The organism is Deinococcus sonorensis KR-87, assembly GCF_040256395.1.
In the GTDB taxonomy this organism is placed as follows: Bacteria; Deinococcota; Deinococci; order Deinococcales; family Deinococcaceae; genus Deinococcus; species Deinococcus sonorensis.
This window is the reverse complement of record NZ_CP158299.1, coordinates 2,705,001-2,719,930: the sequence shown is the minus strand read 5'-3', so window position 1 is coordinate 2,719,930 and position 14,930 is coordinate 2,705,001. Positions and strand designations below refer to the sequence as shown.

18 protein-coding genes (1 of these 18 only partly in view) are annotated in these 14,930 nt (G+C 68.2%); 10 read left to right on the top strand and 8 right to left on the bottom strand.

The annotated features are described in order from the left end of the window. Position 1 precedes the first annotated feature (1 nt). Together ABOD76_RS18600 and ABOD76_RS18595 are read right to left on the bottom strand one after the other, a co-directional pair. Positions 2-697: an amino acid ABC transporter permease gene (locus ABOD76_RS18600; protein WP_350243447.1), complete on the bottom strand. Its 696-nt coding sequence runs from the start codon at positions 695-697 to the stop codon at positions 2-4. Between the two features lie 4 nt (positions 698-701). Beyond that, positions 702-1,466, bottom strand: coding sequence for an ABC transporter substrate-binding protein (locus tag ABOD76_RS18595; protein ID WP_350243446.1), 765 nt, complete (start codon positions 1,464-1,466; stop codon positions 702-704). Between the two features lie 21 nt (positions 1,467-1,487). On the opposite strand from ABOD76_RS18595, the gene ABOD76_RS18590 reads away from it, so the two are divergent. From ABOD76_RS18590 to ABOD76_RS18575, 4 genes are all read left to right on the top strand, one after another. Beyond that, a complete protein-coding gene (locus ABOD76_RS18590) occupies positions 1,488-1,940 on the top strand; it encodes a TlpA family protein disulfide reductase (RefSeq protein ID WP_350243445.1) in 453 nt (150 codons plus the stop codon). A gap of 163 nt (positions 1,941-2,103) precedes the next feature. Further along, positions 2,104-3,387, top strand: a complete 1,284-nt coding sequence (locus tag ABOD76_RS18585) for an ABC transporter substrate-binding protein (protein ID WP_380130079.1) — start codon at positions 2,104-2,106, stop codon at positions 3,385-3,387. A gap of 98 nt (positions 3,388-3,485) precedes the next feature. Further along, positions 3,486-4,475, top strand: a complete 990-nt coding sequence (locus tag ABOD76_RS18580) for a carbohydrate ABC transporter permease (protein WP_350243443.1) — start codon at positions 3,486-3,488, stop codon at positions 4,473-4,475. After that, the gene (locus ABOD76_RS18575) at positions 4,465-5,277 is read left to right on the top strand and encodes a carbohydrate ABC transporter permease (RefSeq protein ID WP_350243442.1); all 813 of its coding nucleotides are present in this window, start codon (positions 4,465-4,467) and stop codon (positions 5,275-5,277) included. Before ABOD76_RS18580 ends, ABOD76_RS18575 begins: the two co-directional genes overlap by 11 nt. A 44-nt stretch (positions 5,278-5,321) precedes the next feature. Here ABOD76_RS18575 and argR read toward each other — a convergent pair whose 3' ends face one another. From argR to ABOD76_RS18550, 5 genes are all read right to left on the bottom strand, one after another. Next, positions 5,322-5,783, bottom strand: a complete 462-nt coding sequence (gene argR, locus ABOD76_RS18570; RefSeq protein ID WP_350243441.1) for an arginine repressor — start codon at positions 5,781-5,783, stop codon at positions 5,322-5,324. 55 nt (positions 5,784-5,838) lie between these two features. Continuing rightward, complete coding sequence (gene coaBC, locus ABOD76_RS18565; protein WP_350243440.1) at positions 5,839-7,077, bottom strand: bifunctional phosphopantothenoylcysteine decarboxylase/phosphopantothenate--cysteine ligase CoaBC; 1,239 nt, start codon at positions 7,075-7,077, stop codon at positions 5,839-5,841. Between the two features lie 86 nt (positions 7,078-7,163). Then, the gene (locus ABOD76_RS18560; protein WP_350243439.1) at positions 7,164-7,463 is read right to left on the bottom strand and encodes a DNA-directed RNA polymerase subunit omega; all 300 of its coding nucleotides are present in this window, start codon (positions 7,461-7,463) and stop codon (positions 7,164-7,166) included. Positions 7,464-7,593: 130 nt separating this feature from the next. Beyond that, a protein-coding gene (gene prfB / locus ABOD76_RS18555) for a peptide chain release factor 2 (RefSeq protein WP_350243438.1) occupies positions 7,594-8,689 on the bottom strand; the annotation gives its coding sequence in 2 pieces (ribosomal slippage) (positions 7,594-8,643 and positions 8,645-8,689; 1,095 coding nt in all). Positions 8,690-8,769: 80 nt separating this feature from the next. Further along, complete coding sequence (locus tag ABOD76_RS18550) at positions 8,770-9,576, bottom strand: VC0807 family protein (RefSeq protein ID WP_350243437.1); 807 nt, start codon at positions 9,574-9,576, stop codon at positions 8,770-8,772. A gap of 100 nt (positions 9,577-9,676) precedes the next feature. Here ABOD76_RS18550 and glyA point away from each other — a divergent pair, with 100 nt between their 5' ends. The 5 genes from glyA (at position 9,677) to ABOD76_RS18525 (ending at position 13,721) form a co-directional block, all read left to right on the top strand. Further along, the gene (gene glyA / locus ABOD76_RS18545; RefSeq protein ID WP_350243436.1) at positions 9,677-10,912 is read left to right on the top strand and encodes a serine hydroxymethyltransferase; all 1,236 of its coding nucleotides are present in this window, start codon (positions 9,677-9,679) and stop codon (positions 10,910-10,912) included. Positions 10,913-11,093: 181 nt separating this feature from the next. Next, complete coding sequence (tal, locus tag ABOD76_RS18540; RefSeq protein WP_350243435.1) at positions 11,094-12,032, top strand: transaldolase; 939 nt, start codon at positions 11,094-11,096, stop codon at positions 12,030-12,032. 64 nt (positions 12,033-12,096) lie between these two features. Further along, positions 12,097-12,585 carry a GNAT family N-acetyltransferase gene (locus ABOD76_RS18535; protein WP_350243434.1) on the top strand — a complete coding sequence of 163 codons (489 nt, stop codon included), beginning with the start codon at positions 12,097-12,099 and terminating at the stop codon, positions 12,583-12,585. A gap of 9 nt (positions 12,586-12,594) precedes the next feature. Beyond that, complete coding sequence (locus ABOD76_RS18530; protein ID WP_350243433.1) at positions 12,595-13,389, top strand: DNA/RNA non-specific endonuclease; 795 nt, start codon at positions 12,595-12,597, stop codon at positions 13,387-13,389. Beyond that, positions 13,389-13,721 (top strand): YkgJ family cysteine cluster protein, encoded by a 333-nt coding sequence (locus ABOD76_RS18525; protein ID WP_350243432.1) that lies wholly within the window; start codon positions 13,389-13,391, stop codon positions 13,719-13,721. Before ABOD76_RS18530 ends, ABOD76_RS18525 begins: the two co-directional genes overlap by 1 nt. Here the strand turns inward: ABOD76_RS18525 and ABOD76_RS18520 are convergent. After that, a complete protein-coding gene (locus ABOD76_RS18520; protein WP_350243431.1) occupies positions 13,676-13,984 on the bottom strand; it encodes a hypothetical protein in 309 nt (102 codons plus the stop codon). The genes ABOD76_RS18525 and ABOD76_RS18520 overlap by 46 nt on opposite strands. A 127-nt stretch (positions 13,985-14,111) precedes the next feature. Between ABOD76_RS18520 and ABOD76_RS18515 the strand changes: the two genes are divergently transcribed. Continuing rightward, positions 14,112-14,930 carry the 5' portion of a LysR family transcriptional regulator gene (locus ABOD76_RS18515; protein ID WP_350243430.1) on the top strand. 135 nt of this gene lie beyond the right edge of the window, so 819 of the gene's 954 nt are visible here — the first part of the coding sequence; the start codon lies at positions 14,112-14,114; its stop codon lies beyond the right edge, outside the window.

Below are 14,930 nucleotides of genomic sequence, written 5' to 3'. Positions count from 1 at the left end.
CCTACAGCACCCGCCGCGACTCCAGCCGCTCTCCGCGCGCCAGCCGCCGCTCCAGCAACAGCACCAGCCGCGACAGAGTGAAGGTCAGCAGGAAGTACACCAGGGCCAGCACCGCGTACACCTCGAACTGGCGGTAGGTGGCGTTGGTGATGTACTTGCCCTGCGCGAACAGCTCCTGAATGGTCACGGCGCTCGCCAGACTGCTGCCCAGAATCAGGCTGATGAACTCGTTGCCCAGGGCCGGCAGCGCCACCCGCCACGCCTGCGGCAGCACGACGTACTGCAGCGCCTGCAGGTGGCTGAGGCCCAGGCTGCGCGCCGCCTCGCGCTGGCCGGGCGGCACGCTGCTCAGCCCGCCACGCACGATCTCGGAGGTGTAGGCGGCCGAGTACAGGCCCAGCGCCAGCACCGCCGCCGGAAAGCTCCCGAGCGTGAGGCCCAACGCCGGCAGCCCGTAGTACACCACGCTCAGCAGCACGATCAGCGGAATGCCGCGCACCAGCGTCACGTAGCCGTCGCAGATCGGGGCCAGGACGGCCGGGCGGAAGGTTCGCACCACGCCCAGCACGGTGCCGACCAGCACGCTGACCAGCAGGGCGGCGGCGCTCACCGCCAGCGTCAGGCGCAGCCCGGCCCACAGCAGCGCCGGATACTCTCCGGTCAGAATCGTCCGGAAGCCTTCGAGCAGGTCGGTCACTGCCCTACTTCTGAACGATCCACTTGTCCAGCAGCCGCTGATAGGCCCCGCTGGCCTTCAGGCGGGCCAGGGTGCGGTTGGCCGCGGCGGCCAGGTCGCTGCCCTTGCTGAAGACCATGCCGTAGTCCTCGGCCACCAGCGGGCTGCCCGCCTGGGCGAACTGGCCGGGCAGCCGCTGCTTGAGGCTGGTGACGGTCGGTGCGTCTCCGATCAGCGCGTCAATGCGGCCGGCCCGCACGTCGGCCAGCCCGGCCGCGAAGTCGTCGTAGACCTTGAGCGTGGCGCCCTTGGGCTTCAGGGCGTCGTTGGCGGCGTACTGCCCGGTGGTGTCGGCCTGTACGCCAATGGTGCGGCCCTTCACGCTGGCCGGCCACGCGAAGCCCTTGGGGTTGCCGCCCCTCACGATGAACACCTGGGCGCTGCGGTAGTAGGGGGCGCTGAAGGCCACCACCTTGGCACGCTCCGGGGTTATGGTGATGCCGCTCATGGCCATGTCCACTCGGCCGCTGGTCACGGCCTGTGGCATCAGCGCCCCGAAGCCCACGCTCTGCACCTGCAGCCGCACGCCCAGGTCCCTGGCCACCTCGCGTGCAATATCGATGTCGAAGCCCTGGACCGTGCCGTCTGGCCCCTTGAACTCGAACGGCTGGAAGGTGGGGTCGGTGCCGAGCACCAGCACGCCCTTCTGCTTGACCTGCGCCACCGAGGTGGCCAGCGCGGAGGGAGCGGTGAGCAGCAGGGCAGACAGCAGCAGGGCAATGCGCTTCATAGGGGAGAGGATACTCGGTTCATGAACTGGCCTGCTGCCGATGCCTTCGTGTGGGGAGACGCCGTGCCGTCCCCGGAAGTGTGGACCCGTCCGGGTCTGGTGATGTTCTTCAACCTGGAGTGTCCGGCGTGCATCTCCAGGGGCATTCCGTTCCTGAAGCGGCTGCACGCCGAGGCTGGAGGTCGGGTGCAGATGCTGGCCATTCACACCAGCCGGGGCCACCGCCTGCTGCCGCAGGAGGATGTGGTGCCCACGCTGCGCCGCTTTGCCGAGCGCTACGCGCGGCTGCCGTTTCCGGTGGCCCTGGACCTGGACGGCTCGGTGGCGGCGCACTGGCAGACCGAGGGCACGCCTCACACCCTGGCCTTTGCGGCCGGCGGTGAGCTGCTGCGGAGCGTCTATGGCAGCCAGGACAACGCCCAGACCCGGCTGGAATACCTGGTCCAGGAGTGGACCGGAGAGGAACACGGCTGACTCATGAGCGTTCTGCGACCCTGACCGGCGGCTGACTATCGGCTCTTAATGTGCCCTCAGCGCAGGACGACAGGGTCATGGACCTCCAGCCGGCGGCCGTTCGGGGTCGGGGCTGGCATGGGCTGTCGCTGCCCGTTTCACCCCGGAGGAAGCCATGAAGAAAATGCTGCTGATCGCTGCCGTTCTGTCTGCTGTGGGTGTGGCCCAGGCCCAGACCACCGTGGAGTTCTGGCACAGCTTCGGAGACGCCAAGCGCGGCGACTGGATCAAGGCCCGCGCCGCCGAGTTCAACAAGCTGCACCCCGGCATCATGGTGGTGCCCAGCTACAAGGGCAGTTACAACGACTCGTTGCAGGCCACCATCCTGGCAGCGCGCCAGAACAAGGCCCCGGCGCTGGTGCAGATCTTCGAGGTGGGCAGTCAGCTCGCGCTCGACAGCGGCATCTTCCAGCCGGTGGGCGGCATCAAGAACGTGGACTTCAGCGATTACATCAAGCCGGTGGTCAACTACTACACCATTGGCGGCAAGGTGAACAGCCTGCCGTTCAACAGCAGCAGCCCGGTGCTGTACTACAACAAGACCCTGATGCAGAAGGCCGGCGTGAACCCCAACCAGCCGCCCACCACCTTCGGCGCGATGCAGAAGGCCTGCGCCCAGATTGAGGCGGCCAAACTGGACGCCAAGTGCTTCGGGATGAGCCTCAACGGCTGGTTCGTGGAGCAGTGGATGTCCGAGCAGAACGCCGAGCTGCTCAACAACGGCAACGGCCGTCAGGCGCGCGCCACCAGCACCAACCTCGACAGCGTGGCCGGGCGCAAGATCTTCAGCTTCTTCAAGACCATGCAGGACAAGGGCTGGTTCACCTACACCGGCAAGCTGGAAGACTGGGACGGCTCGGACGCCATCTTTACCGGCGGCAAGGCGGTCTTTCACATCACCAGCACGGCCGATATTGGCAACATCCGTGACGCGGCCACCCAGAACGGCTCCCAGATCGGCGTGGGCGTGCTGCCGATTCCCGACGGCGTCAAGCGCAACGGCGTGGTGATCGGCGGGGCCAGCCTATGGGTGCCCAAGAGCGTGAGCAAGGCCCAGGCGGAGGCGGCGCTGGACTTCGCGCTGTACATGACCAACACCGCCAACATGACCAGCTGGCACAAGCTGACCGGCTACTACCCGGTGCGCCAGAGCAGCGTGACGCAGCTGCGCGGCCAGGGCTGGTTCACCAGCAGCCCGCTGCAGATCACGGCCTTCAACCAGCTGCTCAACACCAAACCCAATGCCGCCAGCGCCGGCGCGCTGAACGGGGTGGCCATCCAGACGCGCACCCTGATCGAGCAGGGGCTGCAGAAGGTGCTGGGCGGCGCGAGTGTGGACAGCGCCCTCAAGGACACCAGCGCCCAGATCAACGCGGCGCTGGCCGAGTACAACCAGAACTTCAAGTGAGCGGAAGCGGCGCGCGTCCCGCCTGACCCACAGAGCGCCGCACCGGCGGCTGCCCCCTGCGGTACCGGGGGGCAGCCGCCGTGACAGGAGGAGCACCCTTGAGACTCACCCGTTCATCCCGCCCGCTGGGGTTCTGGACGCGCTGGCGCGCCGGACAGGCGGCGCGGCCAGCTGTACCGCACGCCGCGGACGAGCACGCCACCTTCCGGGGCGTGGGGCTGCCGTGGCTGTTCCTGGCGCCCACCCTGGCAATTCTGGCGGTGTTTCTATATTACCCAGCGCTGCGCACCCTGCGCCTGAGCCTGTACCGTGCCAACATCATCCTGGGCAACGAGCAGTTCGTGGGCCTGCGGCAGTTCGCGGACCTGCTCACCAGCCCGGTCTACCGGCAGGTCACGGTCCAGACACTGATCTTCGTGGGGCTGGTGACGGTGCTGGGGCTGCTGCTGGCGCTGGGCCTGGCGTGGCTGGCGAGCCGCCCCATCCGGGGCGCGCGGGTGTACCGCCTGCTGCTGATCTACCCGTACGCCCTGAGCCCGGCCATCGCCGGGACCATCTGGCTGTTCCTGTTCAACCCGGAGATCGGGCTGGTCAACACCCTGCTGGGCAGCACCATCGGCGTGAGGCCACGCTGGCTGGACAGCCCGCTAATGGCCTTCTCGCTGGTCACGCTGGCGGCCATCTGGAAGGGGGTGGGCTACAACGTGGTGTTCTATCTGGCGGCCATCCAGAACGTGCCGGGCGAGGTGACCGAAGCGGCCCAGATCGACGGGGCCAGCCCGTGGCAGAGCTTCTGGCAGGTGGTGTTTCCGCTGCTGTCGCCCATGACCTTCTTTCTGGTGTTCACCAACATCGTCTCGGCGCTGTTCGACAGCTTCGGGCTGGTGGACATCCTGACGCGCGGCGGCCCCTTCTACGGCAGGGCGGGCATCACCACCTTCCTGATCTACCAGCTGTACGAGGACGGCTTCCGCAACTTCCGCACCGGCGCTGCCGCCACCCAGGCGGTGCTGATGCTGCTGCTGGTGGGGGTCATCACGCTGCTGCAGTTCCGCTATGGCAACCGGCGGGTGCACTATGGCGCGTAAGGCGTGGCCGGTGCACCTGATCCTGAGTGTGGCGGCCCTGCTGATCGCCTCCCCGCTGCTGTTCGCGCTGATCAAGGCCACCCAGGCGGGACAGCAGGTGGTGGGGCCCAGCCTGCTGCCCGGCACCGCCTTCTTCCAGAACCTGGGCAGCGTCTGGACCAGCGCCGGGCTGGGCCGCTACATGCTCAACAGCCTGCTGGTGACGGTCACCGTCACCTTCGGCAAGACGGTGCTGTCGGTGCTGGCGGCGCTGGCCTTCGTGTACTTCCGCTTTCCGCTCAAGGGTCTGGTCTTCGCGCTGGTGCTGTTCACGCTGATGCTGCCCACCGAACTGCTGATCATCGCGCTGTTTGATCTGGTGTCCGGGACCTTCAAATGGGCCGACAGTTCCGCGGCCATCATCGTGCCGTTCCTGGCCTCGGCCACCGGAGTATTTCTGTTCCGGCAGCACTTCATGAACATCCCGCATAGTCTGGCGGACGCCGCCCGGATGGATGGCGCGGGGCCGCTGACCTTCCTGACCCGCGTGCTGGTGCCGATGAGCTGGAACACCATCGGGGCCATGGCGGTCATTCAGTTCGTGTACGTCTGGGACCAGTACCTGTGGCCGCTGGTCATCATGCAGTCGGACGACAAGCAGGTGGTCCAGGTGGGGCTGCGCCGCCTGATTGACGTGGGCGGCCAGACAGACTGGGGCGCGGTGATGGCCGGAGCGATCGTCACGGTGGTGCCGCCGCTGGTGGTGTTCACGGTGCTGCAGGAGCAGTTCTCCAGGGGCTTTGCACTGGGGCAGGACAAATAACAGGAGGGGCGGCCCGCGCATGGCCGCCCCTCGCGTCACTTCATTTAGCCGAGCATCATCGAATGGAATTCCTCCATGATGTTCTCGCCCTCGTCTACGGTGCGAGCCACCACGAAGATGGTGTCCTCGCCCGCGATGGTCCCCACGATGTCGTCGCGGCGCAGACGGTCGAGCAGCAGCGCCACCCCTGAAGCGTGGCCCTCGGACGTGCGGATCACCAGCACGTTCTCACCCCGGTCCACGTCCGAGACAAAGTTCTGGAACAGCCGTTCCAGCTCGATCTGTACGTTGTCGTGGGTGCTGACCTGCGCCAGCGAGTAGCGGTGCCGGCCCTTCCCGACCGGCAGCCGCACCAGCCGCAGTTCGTTGATGTCGCGGCTGACCGTCGCCTGCGTGACCTGAACGCCGTCGGACTGAAGCCGGGACACCAGTTCGGCCTGCGTGGCGATGCTTTCCGAAGCGATGATCTCCTGAATTCGCTTCTGTCGCTGTTCCTTGCTGAGCATAGGCACTCATTATGCATAGTTATGCTGAGTATGCAAACGAGCCCGGCAGCAGCCCCTAGCTCGGTGCGGCGGACAGGCGGTCCGGGTGACGCTCGGCATGAACCCTCAGCGCCTCGGTCAGGAGCCGCTCGGCCACTTCCCGCTTGCTCAGGCGCGGCCATGCCTCGTGCCCGCCGTCCGGGCGAACCAGCGTCACCTGATTGTCGTCGCCGCCAAAGGCGGTCCCCTCCTGGGTCGGGTAGTTCAGCAGGATGAAGTCGGCGTTCTTGCGCTGCGCCTTGGCCGCCGCCCGCTCCACCCCCGCGTGGGTTTCCATGGCGAAGCCCACCAGCACCCGGCCTCCCTTGTGCTGCCCGAGTTCCGCCAGGATGTCCGGATTGGGCGTCAGCTGAATGCTCACCTCGCCCGCCACCTTCGCCTGCTTCTCTCCGGAGGGCTGGGCAGCCCGGTAATCGGCCACGGCGGCGGTCATGATCACCAGATCTGCCTGCTGGGCGGCCTCCAGCACGGCGTCCCGCAGTTCCAGGGCGCTGCCGATGTGCACGGTACTCAGGCCATGCGGGTCCGGCAGCGTGACCGGCCCACTCACCAGCGTGACCTGCGCGCCCCGGTCGCGCGCCGCCTCGGCCACCGCGAAGCCCATCTTGCCGCTGCTGGGGTTGCTGATGAAGCGCACCGGGTCCAGGTACTCGCGGGTCGGTCCGGCCGACACCACCACCCGCAGGCCCGCCAGGTCCTGCAGCGGGCGGAGCAGGCGCGTGACTTCCTCCGCGATCTGCTCCGGTTCGGCCATCCGGCCCAGCCCCATTCCCTCGCCGCTGCTGCCGAACGCGCCGTACACCGGCCCCAGGAAGTGGTGGCCCCAGCCGCGCAGCCGTTCCACATTCGCCTGCACCGCCGGGTGGGTCCACATCGCCTGATTCATGGCCGGCACCCACAGCACCGGCGCCCGGACGCTCAGCAGGGTGGCGCTGGCCAGGTCGTCGGCCCGGCCATGCGCGGCGCGGGCCAGCAGATCGGCGCTGGCGCCCACCACCACCGCCACGTCGCAGCGGGCCAGCGTCAGGTGCTGCGCCTGCGGCTGCGCGGCGAACCAGCTCTGGTCGGTGGCCGGCTCGTGGTCGGCGGCGGTCGCCAGACTCAGCGGCGTCACAAACTGCAGGGCGGCCCCGGTGGCGATCACGCGGGTCTGAACGCCGGCCTCACGCAGGCGGCGCAGCGCGGACGGCGCTTTCACGGCCGCCATGCTGCCCCCCACGATCACCAGGGCCGTCTGGACAGAAGGAATGGTCATGGTGCAGGCAGAATAGTGCCTGGGCAGGCTCAGGAGAGCGGCAATAAAAAAGGCGCCCGGAGGCGCCCTGTGAACAGCGTTGGGTGTCAGTCGCGCTCGCGGTCGCGCTCGGCGTTCAGCTGCGCCTGCAGCTGGGCCTGACGCTGACGCTGGTAGTCCTGCTGGAACCGGTCCTCGTCCATCATGTCCTGCCCGACCTTCAGCTTGCCGGTCGCCAGCTCGCGCATCGACTGGGTCACGAGGTTGCGGGTCTTGGCCCGGACGTCGCTGCTCAGCACGCTCGGCGCGCCGGAACGCAGCTGCACTGCACGCTTCGCCACCACCACCGACAGGCGATACTTGCTGTCGGTCAAGGAAAGCAACTTGTCAATATCTTTTTCAGCCATGCTGGAGTCTCCCTCTGCACCCATGGGACTGTCCCCGGCGCACTCAGCCTTTAACAGTAGCGTATCAATCGGGCAATTTCGAGCTGTCCGCTCACGGTGGCGGGCTGGAGGGCCCACCTGTTCCGGCCCCTTACTCGTCCTCGACCAGTTCCTCGGCGCTGCGCTTGCCGGCCATCCACTCCAGCCCGGCCCACATGAACTCGTCCAGGTCGCCGTCCAGGATGTTGGACGAGTCGTGGCGCATCACGCCGGTGCGGTGGTCCTTGACGTACTGCTTGTCCAGCACGTAGCTGCGGATCTGGTTGCCCCACTCGATCTTCTTCTGCTCGCCGCGCGCCGCCAGTTCCTCAGCCTCGCGCTTGCGCATCTCGATGTCGTAGAGCCGCTGCTTCAGGATCTGCAGCGCGATCTCGTGGTTCTTGATCTGGCTGCGCGTGACCTGGGAGGCCACCGCGATGCCGGTCGGCAGGTGGGTCAGGCGCACCGCGCTGTCGGTGGTGTTGACGCCCTGACCACCCGCGCCCTGCGAACGGAACACGTCGCGGCGCAGGTCGCTGTCCGGAATGTGGATGTTGATCTCCTCCTCCGGCACCTCCGGCACCACGTCCACGCTGGCGAAGCTGGTGTGGCGGCGGTTGTTGCTGTCGAACGGCGAGACCCGCACCAGCCGGTGGACGCCGTGTTCCGGGGCCATCATGCCGAAGGCGCGCTCGCCCCGGATGATGAATTCCGCCCCCACGATGCCCGCCTGATCGCCGTCCTGCTGGTCCAGCAGTTCGACCTTGTAGCCGCGCCGCTCGGCCCAGCGCATGTACATGCGCTGCAGCATCCCGGCCCAGTCCATGCTCTCGGTGCCACCCGCGCCGCTCTTCACCTTCACGATGGCGGCCTCGTCGGCATGCTTCATGGTGAACAGCGTCTCGCGGTAGAGGTTGTCCACCTGGGCGCGCAGCGTCTCCTGCTCGTCCTGCAGCATGGCGCGCTCGTCCGCGTCGGCCATCTCCATCATTTCGTTCAGGCCGTCGGCCTCGGACTGCAGGCGGGTGTAGCTTTCCACCACCCGCCGCAGGCTGGTGGCTTCCTGGTTGACCTTGCGGGCGCGGTCCGGATCGTTCCAGAGGCCCGGATCTGAGAGGGTGTGATCCAGTTCGTTCAGGCGGCGCGTCTTGGCGGGAATGTCAAAGATACTCCCGGAGCGACGCCAATCTTTCCAGCAGGTCCTGCATTGGCACTCTCCCTTCCGCCCCGCTCGTGCGGGCGCGGGTTAGCCTGGGGAGTATAGCGCATGCCGGCACGTGGCCGCTGCTCAGGTTTCCGCCTGACCGGCTGGCGCAGCAGCGGGCGGGTGGTCCAGGCTGGAGAGCTCGCTCCAGAACCCCTCCTGCCACGGCCACGCCCGACCGCCGGTCAGGCGGCGGGTGGCCTGCAGGGTCAGCCACGCGGCCCAGCCGTAGAACAGGGCGTCCAGCAGCAGGGCCAGCGGGAAGGTGATGGCGTGGGCGGTTGCCACCTGGGCGTTGAAGCCCGGCACCCCGAACGGCAGCGTCACCAGCCGGATCGCCACCACGTAGCTGGCCAGCCCCAGCAGCAGCGCCTTCAGGGCCACCAGTACGGTGGCTCCGGCCAGCGCCCGGTACACGGCCGGCTGCGCCAGCGCCCGCCCCAGCAGGTGCGACCGCTCCGGAGTTTCCGGGGCCACCACTCCGTAGAAGAGGAACTCGAACAGCGGGCGCCGCGCTGCCAGCGAGATCAGGCACACCAGCATCAGCAGGCCCGAATGCAGCGCGTCTTTCAGCGCGAACGCCACCCCGTCCAGGCGCAGGAAGCTGACGACTGCGCCGCTCAGCGCGCCCGCCAGCAGGAACAGGGCAAACGGATTCAGCACCCGGTGGCGCAGGGTGTCCCACACGATGTAGAGGGTCGGCAGGATGCCGGCCAGCACGTACACGCCGTAGGTGCCGAGTCGGTGCGACAGGTCCGGCAGGTGGAACGGCTGAGGATTGAGCAGCGCGTACGGCAGCACGAAGGTGATCAGCACGTCCAGCAGCAGCTTGCCCAGCCGGGTCCATGCGACCCGCCTGCCTCCTGACCTGCCTGCTCCCGCTCCGCTCACCCGGGCATTCTAGTGGGCCGGGGGCGCCTCGGCCAGCCGGCGGACACGTTGCGTAGTCCGCACCTCAGCGGCGCTCCGGGCCGGGTGTTACCCTGGGGTCATGACTGCAACCCAGACCCAGACGGCCCAGACCCCAGACCGTGACACGGCGGTCTTCGACCTGATCCAGCAGGAGCAGGAGCGTCAGCTGAGCGGCCTGGAGCTGATCGCCTCCGAGAACTTCACGAGTGCCGCGGTGCGCGAGGCCCAGGGCAGCGTGCTGACCAACAAGTACGCCGAGGGCTACCCCGGCAAGCGCTGGTACGGCGGCTGCGAGGTGGTGGACGAGGTGGAACGCCTCGCCATCGAGCGCGTCAAACAGCTGTTCCAGGCCGAGTATGCCAACGTGCAGCCGCACAGCGGGTCGAGTGCCAACCTGGCCGTCTACAACGCGCTGATCCAGCCGGGCGACGTGGTGCTGGGCATGGACCTGTCGCACGGAGGCCACCTGACGCACGGCAACCCGGCCAACTTCAGCGGACTGCGGTACTCGGTGGTGGGCTATAAGGTCAACCCCGACACCGAGCTGATCGACATGGACGTGGTGCGTCAACTGGCGCGCGAGCACCAGCCGAAGATGATCATTGCCGGCGCCAGCGCCTACAGCCGCATTATCGACTTCGCCGCGTTCCGGGAAATCGCGGACGAGGTGGGCGCCCTGCTGTTCGCGGACGTGGCGCACATCGCCGGCCTGATCGCGGCCGGGCAGCACCCCAACGCGCTGCCGCACGCCCACGTGGTCGCCAGCACCACCCACAAGACCCTGCGTGGCCCGCGCGGCGGCATCATCCTGACCAACGACGCCGAGATCGCCACCAAGATCGACCGGGCCGTGTTCCCCGGCTACCAGGGCGGGCCGCTGGAGCACGTGATCGCGGCCAAGGCGGTGGCGTTCGGGGAAGCGCTGCGGCCCGAGTTCCGCGAGTACGCGGCCCAGGTGATTCGCAACGCCCAGGCCTTCGCGTCGGCCATGCAGAACCTCGGGTACCGCATCGTGTCGGGCGGCACCGACAACCACCTGTTTATCGTGGACCTGCGGCCTCAGGGCCTCAACGGCAGCAAGGCCACCCGTCTGCTGGACGCCAACCACATCACCATCTCCAAGAGCACCCTGCCCTACGACACCGAGAAGCTGATGCACGGGGGCGGCATCCGCATCGGCACGCCGGCCGTCACCACCCGCGGCATGGTGGAAAGCGACATGCCGGTGATCGCCGGGCTGATTGACCGGGCGCTCAAGGGCGAAGCGGTGAAGGATGAGGTTCACGCCTTCGCCCGCCGCTTCCCGCTGCCGTAAAGCGCAGGGAAGTCCCAGGGCAGCCGGGCCGTTCCCATGTGGGGCGGCCCGGCTGCCTCCAGTTCAGGTGAGCGCCAGATGACCGCTTCAGAAGCATGCCGCCGTCACGTGTGACCCTGAGTGCCGGTGCTACGCTGACAGGGTTGAAGCGGCCGTTCAGGCCGCACAGAAGGAGGAGCGCATGAACAAGCTTGAACAGCTGAAGGCGATGTCGGTGGTGGTGGCCGATACCGGAGACATCGAGGCGATCCGCAAGTATCAGCCGCAGGACTGCACCACCAACCCCTCGCTGATCCTGAAGGCCGCTCAGCTGACCGGCTATGCCCAGCTGCTGAGCGACACCCAGCGTGAGGTGGATCAGGCGGGCGGCGACATCGACACCCTGATCGACCGGTTGACGGTGCGGATCGGGGGCGAGCTGACGCGCATCGTGCCCGGATACGTCAGCACCGAGGTGGACGCCCGGCTGTCGTTCGACACCGACAAGATGATCGCCAAGGCCCGCCACCTGATCGAGCTCTACGAGCAGGACGGCATCAGCCGCGACCGCATCCTGATCAAGGTGGCGGCCACCTGGGAGGGCATCCAGGCGGCGCGGGCGCTGAAGGAGGACGGCATCCGCTGCAACCTCACGCTGATCTTCAGCCTGGAGCAGGCCATCGCGTGCGCGCAGGCCGGCGTCTACCTGATCTCGCCGTTCGTGGGCCGCATCACCGACTGGTACAAGAAGTCTCAGGGCGTGGAGGGCTTCGCGGTGGATCAGGACCCCGGCATTCAGTCGGTGCGGACCATCTACCGGCACTTCAAGGCCCACGGCTACGACACGGTGGTGATGGGCGCCTCGTTCCGCAGCGCGGCGCAGGTGGAGGCGCTGGCCGGCTGTGACCGCCTGACCGTCAGCCCGCAGCTGCTCGCGGAGCTGGCGGCCGACGAGGGCAAGCTGGAGCGGGTGCTGACCCCGGAGGCCGGCAGCGAGACCGAGGCCCCGCTGACCGAGGCCGACTTCCGCTGGGCGCTGGCCGCCAACCCGATGGCCAACGACAAGCTGGCCGAGGGCATCCGGCAGTTCCACGAGGACACCGACAAGCTCCGCAAGCTGCTGACCCGTCAGATCGCCTGAGGACGGTTGTGGCCGGCCCGGTTTGGCCTTGTGGCCGACCGGGCCGTTCTTCTAGCATCGGACCATGACGACGGCCCCCACGATCGTTGCTGTCCAGCCCAGCGACCCCCGCGCCGTGTTCCTGATGAACGCCCAGCAGCAGGAACTGCGAGGGATGTATCAGGACAACATCACCGAGCCCTTTGACCCGGCGGTGCTGCTGGGAGACGGCTCACTGCTGCTGGCCGCCGAGCAGAACGGCGATCTGCTGGCCTGTGGCGCCCTCAAGCGCTGGGACGCCACGACGGCCGAACTCAAGCGGATGTACACCCGGCCCGAGGTGCGAGGGCAGGGGCTGGCCTGGGCGCTGCTTGAGCGGCTGCTGGACGCCGGTCGGGCCCTCGGCTATGCCCGCCTGGTGCTGGAGACCGGGGTGCTGCAGGTGGAGGCGATCCGGCTGTACCAGCGGGCCGGGTTCGTCCGGATTCCCAACTACGGGTATTACGCGGGCGTGGAGGGCAGCCTGTGTTTCGAGCTGCGGCTGGGTGCCCCGGCCACGCTGGATTCCCGCTAGATTGGGGGCATGAACTCGCGCCAGCTCCGCAACCTCATCTCCCTGCTGGTGGTCATTCTCGTCGCGGTGGTGGGCTATTTTCAGTCGCGCCAGGGTGGAGGCGGCGGGGGCCGCACCGATGCCTGCCAGGATGAGTTCCGCGCCGGGCAGCCCACCAGCAGCGTGGCGGGCGTGCGCGTGCTGTGCCGGGTGGAATATGTCAGCCTCTACGACCCGGCCCGCAAGGTGCCGCTGGTGGTGGGCGAATACCTGCGTCCCGACGAATTCCAGGGCGATGTGGAGCGCAACGACGCGTTTCAGCCGGACCCGGAGCTGCCGGCCGGGCAGCGGGCCGAGCTGAGCGACTACCAGGGCAGCGGCCTGGACCGTGGGCACATGGCGCCCGCCGCCGACTTCAGCAGCTCAGAAACATCCATGACCGAGTCGTTCTATCTCTCGAACATGGTGCCGCAGAACAGCACCCTCAACCGGGGCCTGTGGGCCTCGCTGGAGGCGGCTGCCCGCAGCTGTGCCCGCCAGCAGAACGGGGTATACGTGCTGACCGGCCCGGTATTTCAGGGCCGCACGCGCGCCATCGGCCCGGACAAGGTGGCAGTGCCGTCGTCGGTCTACAAGATCGTGGTGTCCGGCAACGAGGCGCGCGCGTGGCTGGTGCCGAATAAGGCGGTGTCGCGCAGCGGGCTGAGCCGCTACGCCACCACGGTGGATCAGCTGCAGCAGCTCAGCGGCCTGACCTTCTTCCCCCAGGGCGGCGTCACCACCTCGGCCCAGGGCACCTTCTGCGCCCAGGCGTTCGGCAGCTGATGCCTGATCTGTTCATCGCGCCGCCGGACCAGGCGCCGCGCAGCGCCTGGCGGCGGGAGTGCAGTGCCTGCGGGGCGTGTTGCAGCGCTCCGGACATTGCCGCGCTGGCCAAGCCGCTGGGCGTGCCGTGTGTCCATCTGGCACCGGAGCAGCCGGGGGTGGGGTGCCTGTGCCGCCAGTATCACGAACGGCCCCAGGTCTGCCGCAACTACCGCCCGGACTGGGTGTGCGGCGAGGTGTCTCCGCTCCCGACGCTGACCCAGCGCACCCAGCGCTTCTTGGAACTCTATGGCCTGGAGATCCTAGAGCGGAGCGGCCCCAGCGGGGTGTAACCCAGACGCTGCAGGTCGCATAGCAGGGCCGGCAGGTCCGGCGTGCCGCGGCCGGCCTCGGCCTGCAGTTCCAGGGTCGCGTCGCCCAGGCGGGCCTGGGGCCACAGCCGCAGCCGCCAGCCGTCCAACTGCAGCGGGCCGGCCTGTCCAGACACCACCACCTCCACCACATGGCTTCCGTACAGCTCACTGGTCAACTGAACTTCCTGCTGCTGCGGGTGGGGCAGATGCGCGGCTGCCGGACGGGAAGTGTAGATCGTCATGGTCATGCCTCCTGCGCTTCATGCTGCGCCTCCTGTGTTCTGCACGCCATCGGGCGCGGCTGGGAGGGCCACGACCCGGCATCGGACTTCCCGATGGGTGTAGCGGCGGGGGGCAGTACACTGGCGTATGACGACCCGCACATCCCCGGTCCGGCCCACCCTGGCTCAGCTGCGCGTGTTTGTGGCGGTGGCCCAGGCGGGCGCGTTCAGCGAAGCGGCGGCCGAACTGGGCATGTCCCAGAGCACCCTCAGCGAGGGGGTGGCCAGCCTGGAACGCACCCTGGGGGTCCAGCTGTTCCGGCGCGGCGCGGGCGGCGCTACCCTGACTGGCGCGGGGGAACAGGCGCTGGCGCACGCCGTGCGGGCAGTGCAGGCCAGCGAGGACCTCTCGATCAGCCTGCAGACCGGCTCGGCACTCAGCGGGACCCTGACGGTCGCGGCATACCGCAGCCTGGGCGTGCATGTGCTGCCCCCGGTGCTGGCCGCGCTTCACCGGCAGCATCCCGGCCTGAACGTGCGGGTCCTGAACGCCCAGATGGACAGTGAGGGCGGGCAGCGCCTGATCCTCTCGGGTCAGGCCGACGTGGGCTTGATGAGCGTCGCGGAAGACACCGCCCTGCTGGTCTACCCGCTGGCGCAGGACGAATACGTGGCAGTCCAGCCGGTTCAGAACGGTGCGCAGCCGCTCTCGTGGACAGATCTTGAGGGCCAGACGCTGCTGCTGCCGCCCGCCACTGACTCCTGCCACCGGCTGGTGATGCGGCACCTGCAGCAGCATGGGGTGGTGCCGGGCATGGTCATGGAGATCGCTGAGGACGACGTCATCTATTCGATGGTCGCGCACGGAGTCGGCATCGCCATCCAGCCGGGACTGGCCGTGTCGCCGCTGCCCGGCGGCCTGATGACCCTGCCGTTGCCGGTGCCGCTGTCGCGCTCGATGGGCGTG

Coding starts and splice junctions, on each gene's coding strand:
- ABOD76_RS18530 (WP_350243433.1), top strand. CDS start 12,595: ATGAACTCGCGCCAGCTCCGCAACCTCATCTCCCTGCTGGTGGTCATT.
- ABOD76_RS18595 (WP_350243446.1), bottom strand. CDS start 1,466: ATGAAGCGCATTGCCCTGCTGCTGTCTGCCCTGCTGCTCACCGCTCCC.
- ABOD76_RS18575 (WP_350243442.1), top strand. CDS start 4,465: ATGGCGCGTAAGGCGTGGCCGGTGCACCTGATCCTGAGTGTGGCGGCC.
- tal (WP_350243435.1), top strand. CDS start 11,094: ATGAACAAGCTTGAACAGCTGAAGGCGATGTCGGTGGTGGTGGCCGAT.
- argR (WP_350243441.1), bottom strand. CDS start 5,783: ATGCTCAGCAAGGAACAGCGACAGAAGCGAATTCAGGAGATCATCGCT.
- ABOD76_RS18520 (WP_350243431.1), bottom strand. CDS start 13,984: ATGACGATCTACACTTCCCGTCCGGCAGCCGCGCATCTGCCCCACCCG.
- glyA (WP_350243436.1), top strand. CDS start 9,677: ATGACTGCAACCCAGACCCAGACGGCCCAGACCCCAGACCGTGACACG.
- ABOD76_RS18560 (WP_350243439.1), bottom strand. CDS start 7,463: ATGGCTGAAAAAGATATTGACAAGTTGCTTTCCTTGACCGACAGCAAG.
- ABOD76_RS18525 (WP_350243432.1), top strand. CDS start 13,389: ATGCCTGATCTGTTCATCGCGCCGCCGGACCAGGCGCCGCGCAGCGCC.
- ABOD76_RS18535 (WP_350243434.1), top strand. CDS start 12,097: ATGACGACGGCCCCCACGATCGTTGCTGTCCAGCCCAGCGACCCCCGC.
- ABOD76_RS18585 (WP_380130079.1), top strand. CDS start 2,104: ATGCTGCTGATCGCTGCCGTTCTGTCTGCTGTGGGTGTGGCCCAGGCC.
- ABOD76_RS18590 (WP_350243445.1), top strand. CDS start 1,488: ATGAACTGGCCTGCTGCCGATGCCTTCGTGTGGGGAGACGCCGTGCCG.
- coaBC (WP_350243440.1), bottom strand. CDS start 7,077: ATGACCATTCCTTCTGTCCAGACGGCCCTGGTGATCGTGGGGGGCAGC.